General features: G+C 60.3%; 1 protein-coding gene. It reads right to left on the minus strand.

Features of this window, described 5'->3' with window-relative positions:
- Positions 1-3: 3 nt before the first annotated feature.
- Entirely contained in the window at positions 4-17,340 is a 17,337-nt protein-coding gene (locus LCF41_RS22275) for a hemagglutinin repeat-containing protein (protein ID WP_284144898.1), read from the minus strand.
- Positions 17,341-17,349 lie beyond the last annotated feature (9 nt).

The raw sequence follows: 17,349 nt of genomic DNA on the forward strand, positions 1-17,349 counted from the left end.
CATCTATTTTTTATCTATAATTGAAATATTTTTTACATCAGGCAATTGTGTGCCTCCTTGCTTATTCAGCATAAATTGCTGTGACTTACTTGCATCTGGACCGATTAATTTAAACCAACCGTCTTTCCCACCTTGCAACAAGCTTTTAGTAGAAACATCAAATTCAGCATAAACTGACCCTGCTGGTGCAGTACCTTTAAAGTCCGAGGCTCCATTAGTGGAAATGAATGTTTGTCCCCCACCACCTTGAATAACTTTGCCACTATTTTGCATTTGAGCTAGTTCATCAGGGGACATCCATCTACCTACCCTCGTCACATTTATCCCATCAATAACTCTGCTTTCACCGACTTTTAATGAAGTAGCAGCATTACTCGTAGTGACCCCTTGAGAATTGGTTGTCGGGTTGGTCGGCTCCACCGTCTGCCCAGGCTTCGTCAAACTACCCGTACCTAACGCCCCATACACAGCATTAGTCAGGCCATCTGCGGCTGTCTTCGCCAGCGCTGACTCCAGCCAGCCACATTTACCTGCGCATTGTTCGATGATATCAGCATACCAGTTCGCACTGTTTTCATAACTACGTCCCGCCAGAGCATCCTGTACACCAAGTTGAGCGTAAGCTTTTCCATCGGTTTCTATCTGGCTGCGCATTGCTGCAACACAGGCGCTATCACCTGCTTCCCAGCAAGACTTCAGCTTCTGGATATTTTCTGCCGACTCCTTCGCCATGTCCTTGCGCACGCCCTGCTCGCAGGATGGCTCACCGCTACACGCTTTCAGTTTTTCAGCAAACTCAACCGGCCTCCCTTTGTTTAGGAAGTTATTCTCAACCGCATTACGCCCGGACTGTGCGCCGCTGGCGGCGGAAGCAGTGCTGTTGCTCGCCAGACCGGATACCAGCCCGGAGGCCAGCGTGGAAAGCGCGCTGACCGACTGCTTTTCCTCTTCCGTCAGGTCATTTGCCGTCTTACCGGGGTATTGATCGGCCATGATGACACGGGCGGCCAGTTCACCGCTGGAGGCACCGATTGCCCCCGCCGCCGCATCCTGACCCGACAGTTGGGCGACCACCGCCCCCACCACCGCGTGCGCCATCGCGTTGGCCGCGATATCCGACGCCGTGATTTTGCTTTCATCCTTCGGTAGCGTGACGTCTTTCACCAGTTGCGCCAGATACGGCGCGGCCCCGCTGGCAATCGCTTTCTGGATGTCCCCACCCGCCAGTGCCTGAATCGCCGCCGTCGCTGCCTGTGCCGCTCGTTGGAAATCGCTACCCGTGCCATATTTCTGCATCTCGGCTTTGTAGGTCGGCGATTCCGTCAGCGCCTTTTTATACTCCTCCCATTTATTCGCCGGATCGCCCTCTTTCGGACGCTCGACGGTGGCATCACCTTTAGCTTCCGCCGCTTTCTGCGCTTTCAGCTCGCCTTCCGTGCGCACGATATCCATCACCTGCGCGCCAATCTCACCAATCAGCTGCGCCTGTTTCAGGCGTTTTTGCTCTTTCTCTTTGTTAAAGATCGGGCTGAGCGCGTTGTTCGCGTGCTCAACGTCACGGCTCAGCGTAGTGATATCCTGCACCTGCTTCGCCGTATCCCGCAACAACAACGTGCCGTCGCTCACCGCTGCATAGGTGGTGCTGGACGCATTGCCGCTGTGACCCAGCGCCATCAACGCCGACGGCACATTCATCGCCAGCGTCGAGAGCAGGCTGCCGCTCATCGATGGACTGGCGCTGAGACCGATGCCGCTGTGCTCCACCTTAAATTCGGCTTTGTTGCTGAGCCCGCTCCAGCCCAGCGTCCCCGTGTCCAGCCGGTTTTTCTCGGCGCTGGCAGTAGAGCCAATGACCGCAGCGTCAAGCTGGGTGTGCTCACCGGTTGTTATACCAAAGCCGTCTTTACCCGCAAAGAGCCCGGTCTGCTGCTGCACGCTGTCATAATTGCTGTGCATCTTGTCTTTGCTGAGGCTGATATAGCCGCTGCCACCTCCGCCGCCCCAGGTAAAGCTGCCGCCCGCCGAGCCGCTAACCTGTTTAGAATCATAACGCTCGCTGTCCTGCTGACTTTGCAGCAGCAGGTTACGTCCGGCATCAACATCAATGCGCTCGCCGTTTACCTGCGCGCCAGTCAGCCGCGTATCGCGCTCGCTTTTCAGCGTGACGTGGTTACCCGCATCCACTGTCGTTTCTGACCAGCTATTGCCCGAACCGGTTTCCCGCCCTTTCGCCGCATTAACGTTGGCAAAAATGCTGAGCCCCGCGCTGCCGTTGCTTAAGCCCACGCTGACGCCGATATTCCCACCGCTGCTGCTGTTCTTGCCGCTGATGTCCTCGCTGTTGCGTGCCGAGAGCAGGTGGATATCCTGCGCCGCGTTCATCAGGACATCGCCACCGGCTTTAAGCTGGCTACCCGCGACCGTGATATCTCCGGTACGCGACTCGATGCCGATATCCCCCGCCGCATTCAGCGTCGAGCCAAAGCTCTGCTTCTGTTCGCTGGTCTGGCTGGAGCGTGAGTTTTGCGCCCCGAGCGAAATGCTGACGCCGACAAAAGACGACTGCCCCTTATTGTTCAGCTCGGACTGGCTGCCCTGATAGGCCTGATAACCGGCCAGTCCGGCCTTCATGCCCTGAAGCAGCGCAAGCCGACCATCACTTTCACTTTTTGCCGCCTGAATGCTCTGCACCGCGCTGTTAAGCGCCGACCCTACCACACCAGACAGCGCCACGGTCAGACCCGCAGTTTTCTGCTCAAACTCCTGCTGCTGTTTGCGTGTGTCATAGCCTGGGTCAATGGTGACGTTGTTGCCTTGCAGGAAGATGTCTTTCCCGGCCACCATATCGGTGCCGCTGATCGTGACATCGTTCCCGGCCTTCACCGTCACCGAGTCGGTCGTGCTGCCGAGGGTGCTGATGCTCTGACTTTGTGTCGCCGCCTGATCGCGCAGTTTCTGGCTGGTCGAGGTTGAACCGATGGTAAAGCCGATGCCGCCGCCGCTGAACAGGCCGCTTTTCTTCTTGCTGTGCTCTTCATAGTTCTGGTAGTTCTCTACGCTGGCCGCGGTGTTGACGTCATTATTCGCCAGCAGCGTGACCTGCTTGTCACCGACCACCGAGGAGCCCTGCAGATTGATATCCTGATTAGCTGCCAGCGTGACACTGTCACCCGACAGCAGACTGCCTTTTTCATCGGTCTGCAACGTTTCCCGCAGCGTGTGCGTCACCGTCTTCGAGAAGGCCTTTTTCTTGACCGTGGTTTCTTCAAAGAACGTGTGCTGCGTTTCGGTGGCCGACAGCAGGTTGATGTTGTTACCTGCCTGTGCCGTCACCGCACCGCTCGCCACACCCTGTGCCGCCTGCAGGTTGATATCTCTGCCCGCCTGCAGATTCAGTCCCTTGCCCGTCGTTAATTCCGTGCTCTGCTGGGTGATGTTTTGCTGCCAGTCGGCGTGACGGTTCCACCAATTGCCGCTGTAGGTTTCTTCCTCTTGGGACAGCAGGTTGAGATCGCGTCCGGCGGCCAGTGTCGCATTGCCTTTGGCGTTCAGGCTGGCCGCTTCGGACAGCACATCCCGCCCAGCCACCAGATTCAGGTCGCCCCCGCTCAGGAGCTGGCTGTTTGCCACCTCCTGCGTGCGGCGCTGTGCGGTGCTGCCGCCCTGATACAGCGTCTCTTTCAGCGTGTCCTGTGCAGCCAGGCGAATATCGTTGCCCGCCGCCAGCGTCAGCGCCGTGCCGCCGGAAAGCGCGCTGGCATCAATCTGAATATCCTGACCCGCCACCGCGCTCAGCGCGCCGCCCGCACTGATGGTGCTGCCCTGCACGGCCGTGTTCAGCGCGGTGTTGCTGCTGCCCCAGCCGAGATCCACCCGGTTATTGGTCAGCGTCAGCGCCTCCATCGCGACATTGCCTTTGGCGTTCAGCGCCATGTCCTGTCCGGCGTTGAGCGTCGCCGCCACGTTGCGGATATCCTTGCCCGCGCTGAGTGCCAGGCTGTTGCCCGCGACGATTTCGGCGGTTTTGCCGAGTTCAGTGAAGACCAGCGAGCCAGTGCCGCTGTGGGAAGCCGTCGGCTGTGCGGTCTGGAAGTTGCGGCTTTCGGTTCGGTTGATGATATCGCCGTTGATGCTGGCGAGCTGCAGCGTGTTGCCTTCAATCCGGCTGCCGCTGTTGGTGATATTGTTGAGCGCCACCAGATTCAGGCCGCCGTCTGATTTGATCAAGCCGCCTTCGTGGTTATCAATCTTGTCACCGCTGGCAATCGCCAGCAATTCAACGGCCTTGAGCGTGCCGCTGTTGGTGACGCTGCCGCCCGCGTTCAGTTCAACCTTGTTCGCGACAATCGCGCTGCCCTGCAGGTTGCTTTTATCCGCCTGCGCCAGATACAGCTTCGGTGCCAGCACGGTTTGCCCGTTGACCTCGATATTTTCCCACCAGACCAGGCTCTGGCTGAGGTTCGCGACCTGATCCGGCGTCAGGCTGACGCCCAGTTGCAGGTTCATGCCTTTCTGCGCTGCGGCGGCGTTATCCAGCAGCATTTGCATCTGTGCCAAATCGGAGCCGGTACCATTCAGGTGACGCTGCCCGCTCTGTTTCAGCACCGCCTGGCTGATGTAGCGGGTATCAAACTCCGCGTCCCCGAGGAAGCGGTAATCGTGGTCCGCATCCAGATTCAGCTTATCCAGCAGATAGGACGAGCCCAGCACCCGGTCGGCCTGCGTCCACTGAGAGCGCGTTTCGACCGGCACCACCGTGGACGGCTGCTGCCCCAGCAGCGTCTGCAAATCGCTGAACAGCGCGTTGTCCACCTGTCCCAGTTGTTCCAGTTTCGGGTTGGTGCGGATGAGATAGCGGCTGTCGGCATTCGGGTCGACAACCAGCAGCCCGTTATTGCCCGTCGGCAGCGGGTAATCGGTCAGCGGCTGGGGACTCAGGGTCTGCAGCCCGTTGCCAATGGCGCTCAGCAGCGCCGCGGCAGAGAGAGGCTGTGGCGCAGAAGGCGACGTTCCGCCCGACGGGGTGTCTACACTGACCGCGGGCTTCGGTGCGTCAACCGCCGCCATACCCGGTGTGGTCAACACAGCAGGCGTGCCCACCGTGCCCGCTATCGTGACGCCCGTTGCGGTATTGTCCACGTTAACCGGCGTCAGGCTCTTGCCGCCATCGGGCCGCTGACCTGTCGACGTCAGTGCGATCGCATCGGGATTGCTGACATGACCGGAAGTCGAAGGCGATAATACCACCGCGTCACCGGTGTTGAGCGTCAGCGGCCCGGAGGTATTCGGCGCCGCGATCACCGCCGTGATGTTCTCCGCCTGTGCGCCCGCTTGCAGCGCGGTGCCCACCTGCTGCGTCAATGTGACCGCATTGGGATTGTTCACGTGACCGGAAGTCGAAGGCTGTAACACCACCGCGTCACCGGTGTTGAGCGTCAGCGGCCCGGCGGCATTAGGAGCCGCGATGACCGCCGTGATGTTCTCCGCCTGTGCCCCCGCTTGCAGCGCAGTACCCGCCTGCTGCGTCAGCGTCACAGTTTTACCCGTCGCATTCACGCCGACGGCATTGCCTGACAGCGCAGCCTGTCCGCTTCCTGCTTTGGTAACGTCTACCGCACCCGCGTTAAACGACGAATCCTGACTGGCCAACTGGCGCGTGGTCTGCTTCTGCAAGGGTGACAGCGTGGTGATGGCATCCAACACCGGTTTGGTGGACGCAGGCATAAATCCGCCGCTGCCCGGCTGCAGCGTGGTATTGCTGATATCTTGCTTAAAGTCGGCGGTAATGGTGCCGCCCGCCTGAATTAAGGCGTTATAGCTTTCACCCTCGGTTTTTTCGGTAGTCGGGGTGCCATCTAGTCCAAAGTAAATATAATCTGGAGCATTTTGACGAGCAGCATCACTTACTTCAGTTGTTGTTAATGGATATTTTCCTTTGTGTACATATGTTAAAGATTCAAATATCCCGCCTGAATGATATGAACGATTATCGAGTTCACTACCTTGAATTGCGGCATTATTTTTAGCTAAAAATAATGACGCACTATTAAATACTGTATTTGAAAATATTACTAAATTATTACCAGATCGAATTCCTGCTGCACTGCCTTTAGTATTTATTGTCGTCAACTTACTTTTTATCACTACTTTTTGGATGTTAGCATTTGGCAAAGGGACATATGTATACCTTTCAGGACGGCCTAATTTTTGAGGGCGATAATTTATCCCGTAATCACCCTCTTTAAACCATGAAATAGGGATATAAGCATCTGTTTTTCCTGCCCATTCCGGGACCGAGTCTCCAGCCAATTCCGTTTCCGTAACAACAAACCCTTCACGCTGATTGGTCAGCGTGCCGGTATTAATCGTGATATCCCCAGACTGGGTTTCAATGGTGCCGGAGCTGTTGAGCAGCGAGGTGCTGGCCGTGCCTTGTGCGTCACGCTGCACCCACAGGCTGTTGCCCGCCAGAATGGTGCCAAACACGTTGGTCAGAGAGTCCGACAGCAGGCGCATATTGCCGCCCGCGTAAAGCATGCTGCTGTTATGCAAGACGCTCCCCGCCTGCACCAGCAGGTCGCCCGTGGTACCAATCAGCCCCTTGTTATTCAGCGTGTTGTCGCTTATCAGCGTCAGGTTACCGCCCGCCTGAACGCTGCCCGCTTCCAATTGCACGATGTCTTTTGCACTGATCAGCGAGTCCCCGCCGCCTGCCAGAATACGGCCCTGATTGTTCAGCGTGCCGGTGCTGGTCAACTGGACGGATTGACCCTGTAACGTCCCACGCTGGTCGAGATCGCCCGCCACGTTCAACGCCAGTTGCTGCCCAGCAGCCATGCTCTGGGTGACGGTCAGCGGCCCGGTGACATCGGCAGTCAGGTTGCCCAGCGCCACCAGTTGCCCGTCCTGCTGCAGTTCATGGGTTTTCAGGCGCAGGTCCTGTGCACTATAGAGTTTCGCGCCCTGACGGTTGACGAGACGCTGCGTCTGCAGCGCCAGCTGTGTCAGACCCAGCAGCGTGCCATGGTTGTCCAGTTCATCCGCGATAATCTCCAGTTCACCCGCCTGCACCAGCCCGTTGTTCACCCACTGCGGGATTTTTAGCGTCAGTTTGTCCTGCGCCATCAGGTTGCCCTGCTGGGTCAACTGCGCGGTGTTGAGCACCAGCCCGCGCCCCTGCAGCCAGCCGTGGTTGTCCACCGCGGGCGCATTGAGCGTGGTGGTGCCGTCGGATAACAGCTGCCCGCCCTGCTGGTTGATAATCCGGTCGGTCGCATCCAGTTGCAGCGCAGAGGTGCCCTGCACCATGCCACCGTTGGTGATGGTATTGCCCGTCAGCGTGGTGGTGGCGGCCTTGATGTCGCCCTGATTGTCCAGCGCCGCGGCCTGCACGTTCAGCGTGCCGTCGCTGCTTAAACGCGCCTGCGGCACATTACTGAACTGGCCGATGACGGTGGCATTAAGCGCACGGTCGCCGCGCAGGGTGCCGTGGTTAGTGAGTGCATCCGCACCCAGCGTCAGCGTGCTGCCCTGTATCTGCCCGCGATTGGTGATGTCATGCGCCGTCAGGCTCAGGTCGCCGCCGCTGACCAGTTGGCTGCCCTGTGCGCCCTGATAGGTCCCGCTCAGCTGCAGCGTCCCGCGCTGCACGCCCAGCAGATTACCCTGCTGTTCCAGGTCACGGGCGGTCAGCCGTAACGCGTCCGACTGCCACAATCCCTGATTGCGCAGCACGCCCGTTGTCAATTCACCCGTGCCGCCGCTGAGCAGCCGCCCCGTGGCCAGATTATCGACGCGGTCGTTGAGAGCCAGCGTAAAGCCACCGACGCCCGTCAGCGTACCGCCGTTCTCCAGCGTTGCACCGGTTAACGTCACCGCCCCCTGCGAGAACAGCTCACCCTGATTGCGTAACTGGTCGCCGTTGAGCGACAGGCTGTTCAGCCCCGCGACGGTGCCGCGATTGCTGAATGTGTCACCGTTCAGCGTCAGTGTACCCGCCTGCCATAACCCGGCGTTGTCCGCCTGTTTAGCCTGGAGCGTAGCCGCACCGTTGCTGAGCAACTGGCTGCTTTTATCGCCGACATAGCGCAGCACATCAAGCAGGCGCAGCGCGTCGGTACCCTGAATACGGCCCTGATTCTCCATCTCACGGGCGCGCAGTTGCAGGTCGTTAGCCTGTAGCGTACCAGCATTGCTCAGCGTGCCGCTGTCGAGACGGCCCTCGCCGTTGGTCAGCAGTTCCGCCCCGGCACGGTTAATCAGCTCGTCACGGTTAGTCACCGTCAGGCCGTTGCTACCCAGTATGCGTCCGCCATTATCCAGCGCACGGGTGGTCAGATTCAGCGTGCCCACGGCTATCTCACCGCTCTGGTTCAGGCGGTCGGCCGTGATAACGGCATCGCCATCGCTCAGCAGGCGAGACTGCGCATTCCCCTGATAGGTGTCCAGTAAATCAAGCATTAGCCCGTCCTGACCGAGCAGCGAACCGCCGTTTGTCAGGTTGTTCGCCGTCAACGCCAGCGTGTTGCCCTGCCAGAAACCATCATTCATGACCGTGGCTGCCTGCGCCTGCAGAGCACCGTTGGTCAGAAGCTGGCCGGTGTTGCCGACCGTCAGGCCATCCCGCAGCTCCAGCGTGATGCCACGCTCACCGATAACCGTGCCGGTGTTGTCGAACGCGCCGCCGTTCAGCGCCAGCGCCCGGCTTTCCCAGCGCCCGCTGTTGCGCAGCTGATTGCCGCGCAGCGTCAGCGTGTCGGCAGTATGCAGCAGGCCCGAGCCCTGATAGTCGCCGTCAAGCGTCAGCGCCCCGTCGGCAATCACGTTGCCCGCGTTGTTTACCGCACCGCTGTCGAGCGTCAGCTTACCCACGCCTGACACGGTGCCCTGGTTGTCGAGCTGGCTGGCGCTCAGCCAGCTGTCACCGCCGGAGAGCAGCGTGCCCTGATTGGTTAACCGGCTGGCGGGGTTAGCGCGCTCCAGCGCGATGGCTAACCCGTTGTCCCCCTGCATCCGCCCGCGGTTGGTCAACTGCTGCGCGTCAAACGTCAGGCGGTCCGCCTGTACATCACCGTCGTTTGCCGCCGTCGCCGCACGCACTACCGCAATACCCTGCGACAGGAGCTTCCCGTTTTGCTGATTAGTCAGGCCGTTGGTGGCGGTCAATGACAACGCATTGAGACCAAAAATCTGCCCACGGTTGGTCAGGTCAGTGGCCTGCAGCGTGATATCGCTCGCCTGCCACTGCCCGTCATTGTCAACCTGATCCGCCGTCAGCGTGCTGCTGCCCTGGCTCAGCCAGTGGCCCTGATTGCGGGCCATTCCCGCAATCGCCAGCGTCAGGGCATCCACGCCCAGCATCTTGCCCTGATTGTCCAGCGTCTGCGCGTCCACCGTCAGCTTACGGGCTTCCAGCGTGCCCAGTTGATCGATATGGTTCGCCACCACGCCCAGCGTGTTGCTGCCGCTGATAAGCCCGCGGTTATCCAGTTGATTACGCAAATCCAATTGCAGATCGTCCGAGCCCAACATCTGCCCGTGGTTCAGCACGTCCGCCGCGATGATACCTATCCGCTGACTGGTGAGGTCACCGCTGTTAGTCAGGGTGCCGTCCAGCGTCAGTTGCAGGTCACGCGTACCGTTCAGCTGTCCGCCGTTGGTCACGTCGCGGGCGGCAATGGCAAGCGCCTGACTGTTCAGCGCGCCCTGATTATCAAGGTGATTGCCGAGCGCCAGCGTCAGCCCGTTCACGCCCATCAGGGTGCCTCGGTTGACGACGTCATTGGCCTTAATCGTCAGCGCATTGCTGCTGAGGTCTCGCGTATTATTCAGCGTCCCGTCCAGATGTAGATTCAGGCTGTCGACACCGGTGATTGCGCCGCTGTTGGTCAGGTCGCGGGCGTTCAGCGTCACCGCCGTTCCGTACAGCGTGCCAGCATTGTCGAGGCTCTCGTTTACTGTAATGTCCAGTAAGTCAAGGCCGTTAATTTTCCCGCGGTTGTCCAGCCTGTCGGCCTGTGCGGTCAGCTGAGTGCTGTTCAGCGTGCCCTGATTGGTCAACGCCTCATCCAGCGTCAGTTGCAGCCCGGCCACACCGGTGAGGGTGCCGTCGTTGGTCAGCGTACGGGCAGCAACAGTGGCGAGCGTGCTCCACAGCGTGCCCTGATTGGTGACGTCGCCGTTTGCCAGCGTCAGCTTCAGCGAGGTATCCCCCTGAATATGACCGGCATTGGTCAGCTGCTGCCCGTCCAGCGCCAGGCTGTTTGCCTGCCATTCGCCCTCGTTGCTCGCCTCGGCCGCGTTCAGCACCGCCGTGCCCTGGGTGAGCAGCTTACCGGTTTGCGCATTGGTCAATTTATTTTTCGCCGTCAGCGTCAGCGCCGACAGCCCCAGCAGTTGTCCGGCATTCTCGACGTCATCCGCCGTCAGAGACAGCGTGTTGCCCTGCCAGAACCCATCGTTCATGACCGTGGCTGCCTGCACCTGCAGGATACCGTTGGTCAGCAGTTGTCCGGTGCTGCCAACCGTCAGGCCATCGCGCAACGCCAGCGTGATGCCGCGCTCACCAATAACCGTGCCGGTGTTGTCGAACGCACCACCGTTCAGTGCCAGCGCCCGGCTTTCCCAACGTCCGCTATTGCGCAACTGGTTGCCGCGCAGCGTCAACGTGTCGGCGGTATGCAACACTCCCGATCCCTGATAGTCGCCATCGAGCGACAACGCCCCGTCGGCGATAACCGTGCCCGCGTTGCTTATCGCACCGCTGTCGAGCGTCACCTTACCCACGCCGGACACGGTGCCCTGATTGTTGAGCTGGCTGGCGCTCAGCCAGCTGTCGCCGCCGGAGAGCAACGTGCCCTGATTCGTTAACAAGCTTGCCGAATTGGTACGGTCCAGCGTGATGGCCAGCCCGTGGTCCCCCTGCATCCGCCCACGGTTGGTCAACTGCTGCGCGTCAAACGTCAGGCGGTCTGCCTGCGCGTCGCCATCGTTTGCCGCCGTCGCCGCACGTAAAACAGCAATACCCTGCGAAAGGAATCTCCCGTTTTGCTGATTCGTCAAGCCGTTGGCGGTGGTCAATGACAGGGCGTTGAGACCAAAAATCTGCCCACGGTTGGTCAGGTCTGCGGCCTGCAGCGTGATGTCATCCGCCTGCCACTGGCCGTTATTGTCAACCTCACCCGCCGTCAGCGTGCTGGTGCCCTGACTCAGCCAGTTGCCCTGGTTGCGTGCCGTCCCCGCAATCGCCAGCGTCAGGGCATCCACGCCCAGCATCTTGCCGTGATTGTTCAGCGTATCGGCATCAACCTTCAGCTTACGGGCTTCCAGCGTGCCCTGCTGGTCGATATGGTTCGCGGCGATACCCAGCGTGGTGCTGCCGCTGATAAGCCCGCGGTTATCCAGCGTGTTGCGCACATTCAGTTGCAGGTCATCCGCGCCCCGCACCTGCCCGTGGTTCAGCACATCCGTCGCGCTGACGTTGATATTTTTACCGGTGAGGTCACCGCTGTTGGTCAATGCGTCATTGAGTGTTAACTGCAGGCTGCGCGTGCCGTTCAGCAACCCGCCGTTGGTTACCTCATCGGCAGCAATGGCCAGCGTCTGGCTGTTCAGCGCGCCCTGATTATCAAGCTGATTGCCAAGCTCCAGCGTCAGCCCGTTCACGCCCGTCAGGGTACCGCGGTTGACGACGTCATTGGCCTTGAGCGTCAGCGCATTGCTGCTGATGTCACGGGTATTATTCAGCGTTCCGTTCAGGTTCAGGGATAAACTGTCCACACCGGTGAGTGTGCCGCGGTTGGTCAGGTCGCGGGCATTCAGCGTCACTGCCGCCCCGTACAGCGTGCCGGTATTGGTAAGACTCTCGTTTACCGTGATCTCCAGTAGATCAAGGCCGTTGATTTTCCCGCGGTTATCCAGTCTGTCGGCCTGTGTGGTCAGTTGAGAGCTGTTCAGCGCACCCTGATTGATTAACGCCTCATCCAGCGTCAGCTGCAGCCCGGCCGCACCGGTGAGGGTGCCGTCGTTGCTCAGCGTCCGGGCGGCAATAGTGGCGAGCGTGCTCCACAGCGTGCCCTGATTAGTGACGTCGCCGTTTGCCAGCGTCGCCTTCAGCGAGGTATCCCCCTGAATATGGCCGGCGTTGGTCAGCTGTCGAGCCTCCAGCGTCAGGCTGTCCGCCTGCCATTCGCCCTCATTGCTCGCCTCAGCCGCGTTCAGCACCGCCAGGCCCTGCGTGAGCAGCGTGCCGGTTTTCGCATTGTCCAGACGATTTTTCGCCGTCAGCGTCAGTGCCGACAGCCCCAGCAGCTGGCCGGCATTCTCAACGTCATCCGCCGTCAACGTCAGCGTCTTCGCCTGCCACTGGCCTGAGTTCTCCAGCCGTCTGGCGGTCAGCGTGCTGTCGCCCTGACTCAGCCATTTTCCGCTGTTACGGGCCGTGGTGTTAATCGCCAGCGTCAGCGCATCCACGCCCAGCATCGTGCCCTGATTGTCGAGCGCATCCGCCTGCACAAGCAGCTGGCGACTTTCCAGTGAACCCTGCTGTTCGATCTGATCCGCCTCCAGCTGTACCCGCTGGCTGCCGCTAATCAGGCCATTATTGTGCGCCGTCTCCTGCAACGTCAGGTGCAGCGCCTCACCAGAGATCTCGCCCTGATTGAACAGATCGGTCGCCGACAGTCCCAGCGTCGCCCCATAAAGCTGCCCTTTGTTTGTCAGGCTATCGGCAACGGTCAGTTGCAGCGCGTTAACCCCAGCAATTTCACCGCCGTTAAACAAGGTATCGGCCGTGATGTCTGTCCGCTGCCCCAGCAGCGTGCCCTGATTATCCAGCGCATGTGCCTGCAGTTCGATAGTGTTAGCCTGCCAGCGCCCGCTGTTGGCCAGTGCGGTGCCAGATAACGCCAGCAGGCCGTCCGTTTGCAGCGACCCGCTGCCCTGATAATTCCCCGCCAGCGACAGCGAAGTAACCGCCGCTATGTTTCCAGCATTTTCCACCGTCTCGCCGATAAGGGTTGCCGTGCCGTTGCTGGCGAGTGAGCCCTGATTGGCTATCTGCGTGGCGCGCAGCTGCGTGTCCCCCCCGGACACCAGCGTGCCGCGGTTGTCCAGCACACCGTCTGTTGCTCCGCTGCCCTGACGTGTGGATGACGCATTGAGTTGCTGAATATCTGCCGCCAGCGACAGCGCCATCGGCAGGAATGAACGGTGACGTGAGGCACCCGCTGGCGCTATTGCGATGTCAATATCGCGATCGGCCTGCACCCGCCCTGTATTGTTGAAACGTTCGGCCTGCAGCGTCAGGTTATCCGCCAGCCACTCGCCGTGGTTCTCCGCCTGAGCAGCCTGCAAAACCGCCGCCCCCTGCGTCAGCAGTTTGCCGGTTTGTTGATTGGTCAGTCCGTGTTGTGCTGTTATGGAGAGCGCGTCAATCCCCAGCAGTTGCCCGGCATTGGTGACCTCATCCGCGTCAAGCAAGAGGGACGCGGCCTGCATCAGGCCACTATTGTCCACCTGCTGTGCAGTTACCACGCCATTTTTCTGGGTCAGCAGGCTGCCATCATTAGACAGGTTACCGGCAATCGACAATGTCAGCGCATCCACGCCCAGGATTTTGCCCTGATTGGTCAGCGAGGCCGCCTCCAGCGTGACGGTTTTTCCTTCCAGCGTGCCGCTCTGTTTGACATCACCAGTTGTCACTACAACAGACTGGTTGCCACTGATGAGGCCCGTGTTATCCAGCAGCCCGGTGGTGTTCAGTTGCAAATGATTAATGCCCTGCAACTCGCCACGGTTGTTCACGCCCGCCGCCGCAACCGACAGGCTGTCACTGCGCAACGCACCGGTATTGTCAAGGTTGCCGCCGAGCGACAGCGTTAACGTATCGACACCTGTGATGTCGCCGTGGTTAACCAGACGATCCGCGGAAAGCACGACCGAGTTCCCCAACACTGTGCCCTGATTGGTAACGTGCTTCCCTTGCAGGGACAGCGCACGGCTTTCCCAGTGCCCGTTATTCGCCAGCGTGTCGCCGTGCAGCGTCAATGTACCCGCCGTATTCAGCAGGCCACGGCCCTGATAGTCGCCACGCAGCGACAGCCCGGTTGCCGCGACCACTCGCCCGTCGTTAATCAGCGACGCGCCTGTCAGCTCAGTGCGCCCCAGGCTGGACAGCGTGCCCTGGTTATCCATCAGGCGTGCGAACAGCGTGGCGTCCCCGCCTGTCATCACCGTGCCACGGTTAACGAATGTGCCTGTGCCATCTGTGACGGGCAGCGTCACGGACAAGGCCTCATCCCCCTGAATCTGCCCGTCATTGGTGAGATTATTCGCCGTCAGCGTCAGCGCTTTCGCCTGCCACTCGCCGGCATTGCTCACCGCCGCCGCCGTCAGCACCGCCGCGCCCTGAGACAGCAGTTTGCCTGCCTGCCGGTTGATGATCCCGTGGGTCGCCGTCAGCGCCAGCGCGGACACCCCGAAGATGCTCCCCGCGTTATCCAGTTCATCGACCTGCAGCACGACGTTTTTCGCCTGCAACCTGCCCTGATTATCGAACCGTTTAGCAGTGATGCTGCTATCACCCTCACTCAGCAACTCACCCTGATTGGACAGGTTGCCGGCTATCGCCAACGTCAGCGCGTCGGTGCCGTGAAGCGTGCCCTGATTGGTCAGACGTGCCGCTTCCGCACGGAGCTGATTGCTCTGCAACGTGCCGGCGTTAGCCAGGTTACCGCTCAGGAAGAGCGACAGGTTATTGATACCGCTAATCGTGCCACTGTTGTCGAGAGACGTACCGTCTGCCGTCAGGGTTAATGCCTGCAGCGTGCCTCGGTTCTCGGTCTTCGCCGCCTGAAGGCGCAGCGACTCTCCGCTGAGCCAGTCGCCGCTATTGGTAAAGGTATCGGCGATGCTCAGGTTCACTGCGCCCCGCGCCTGTGCCTGCCCGCTGCTGGTGAGGGTCATCGCCTGAATAGCCAGTGCATTGCCCTGCAACGCCCCGACATGGCTGACGACATCGCTGTGAATCGTCCAGTTGCCGCTGGCCAGCAGGCTGCCGCGGTTGTCCAGTTGGGCCGCCGTAATCTGTCCGTCGCCGGTAATACTGGTTTTACCCGCATTGAGCCAACGCTCGGCATTCAGCAGGAACTGCTGTGCCTGAATGGCACCGTCGGTCTCCGCCTGTCCGGCGTTCACCGTCAGGTCTGCGCCCGCCAGCAGCGTACCGGTCGCGGATTGCGTCAGGGTGCGCGTGGCGTCCAGTTGCAGCGCCTTGTCGGCCTGAAGTGTCCCCTGATTAGCCAGCGTACCGGTGTGAAGCTGTAATGTCGGGGCCGTGAGCGTACCGTCATTGCTGAGGCGGTCAGCGTTGACCTGCAGGGTGTTGCCGGCCTGCATCAGGCCGCGGTTATCCAGCGCGTCTCCCAGCGTCAGCGCCAGTTTTTCACCCGCGCTGAGCGTGCCGCGGTTCACCAGACTGCCGCCGTGCAGCGCCAGCATCTGTTGTGCGTTGATAACGCTATGGTTTTCGGTCGTCTGGCTGGTCAGGTCAAGTGCGTTTGCGGTTACCTCACCCTGATTGGTGAGCCGATTAGCCTGTGCGGTCAGCGTCGCGGCCTGCAATGTACCGCCGTTGGTGAGGCTGTCGGCCAGCAAAAACAGCTGATTATCCGTCAGAATGTTGCCCTGATTGTTCAGCACCGTTTGCAGCTCAAGCTTCACGTCATGACGGGCGCTGAGTAATCCGCTGTTGTCCAGACGCTGTGCGTTAACCGTCAACCGCTCGGCCGCCGCTAACGTGCCGCGGTTCGTTATGTCACCGCCGCTGAACGTCAATGCCTGCAACGCCGCGATATCGCCCTGGTTATCCAGCGCATCCAGCGTCAGCGTGAGGGTTTTCCCCGCCAGCGTACCGCGCTGCACCAGACGTCCGCCGTCAACGGTGAGCCCATTACCGGCGGTCAGATTTCCCTGCCAGTCGCCCTGCTGCGCTACACGCAACGTGGCGCTGTCTTTCGCCTGAAGCTGGGCGCTGTCTGCACCGTTAAGCGTTTTCGCCTCGAGTCGCACATCCTCTGCGCCCGCGCTCCCCGCCAGCGATACGGCGTCGCCGCGCATCTCAAGCACCGACTCCGCCCTGAGGCCGCTTTGCGCATCCTGCTGCAGCGATTGCCCTGCGTCGATCGTCACCTTGCCGGCAGCAAGCTGGGTAGATTCAAGAGTGACACCGTCACTTTTTATGGAGGCGTGATATGCTGATTTGACCTTGCCCTGCGCATCGACGCCCGCACTGATGACGCTGTTTTGCGCGTTCAGCCCGCCACCCGATGCCAGCGCGATATTTTGCCCGGCACGCAGCGTCGCGTCCTGCAGCGTGATGTCCTGTCTGGCGTTCAGCGTCAGCGCGTCACCCGCCTGCTGCTTACCCCGCAACGCCAGCGCATCCGCGTCGGCCTGAATAGTGCCTTGCGCCACCGTATCGCCCAGGCTGAGTTTACCGTTGGCCGACAGCGTGATATCGCCGCTGCGCGCACTCAGATTGCCGACGTTAACGCCCACGCCCTTATCGCTGGAAACCAGCTTGATGCGGTTGGTGTACATGCCGCCCAGCGCGCCCGTATCCAGCGCGACCTTAACGCCGCTATCCGCCGACTGCGCCGTCACCTTGCCCGTTGCGTCAACCTGATTGGCACCGAGCACAATCCGGGTATCGTTGGCATTCAGCCCGGCATCAATCTGCGCCGTGCGGGCAATCAGGCTGAGGTAGTCACTTTTGCTCGCATCCAGCCCCTGCCCGGTCAGCGTGATATCGCCGCGCTTCACGTCGATATGTTGCAGGTTTCCCTGCGCATCCAGCTGGGGTTTGCCGGTGGTCAGCGTCACCTGCGGGGTATTGATAAAACCGCAGCCATCGCAGGTAATGCCGTTCGGGTTGGCCACGATGACGCTGGCCTGTTTGCCCCCCACTTCAAGGTAGCCCGCCAGCGTACTGCGGTTGCTGGACACCACTTCGTTGATAATGGCGTCGGCGGCTTTGCCTTTCAGGTTGGGGTTGTTCTGGATCAGTCCGCCGAGCTGGGTAGGGTTCAACTGGGCCGTGCCGTTATTCAGGATCAGGCCGGGCTTGTCGACGTTAAAGTCCTGGTACTGGTTGTGGGAAATCCCCGCGCTGTTTGGCGTGGCGATATTGATGACCGGTACGCCATTACCCGCCTGATCCAGCGAGGTGTTGCCCGCCGCGACCTGCACGCCCGCCGCCATGGCCGGCAGCAGCGGCTGAAACGCAATAAGATGGATCAGCGTATACGCCAGCAGGCGCTGTGTGGTTTTTACTGGTTTCATCCCTGATCC

The organism is Pectobacterium colocasium, from assembly GCF_020181655.1.
Taxonomy (GTDB): Bacteria; Pseudomonadota; Gammaproteobacteria; order Enterobacterales; family Enterobacteriaceae; genus Pectobacterium; species Pectobacterium colocasium.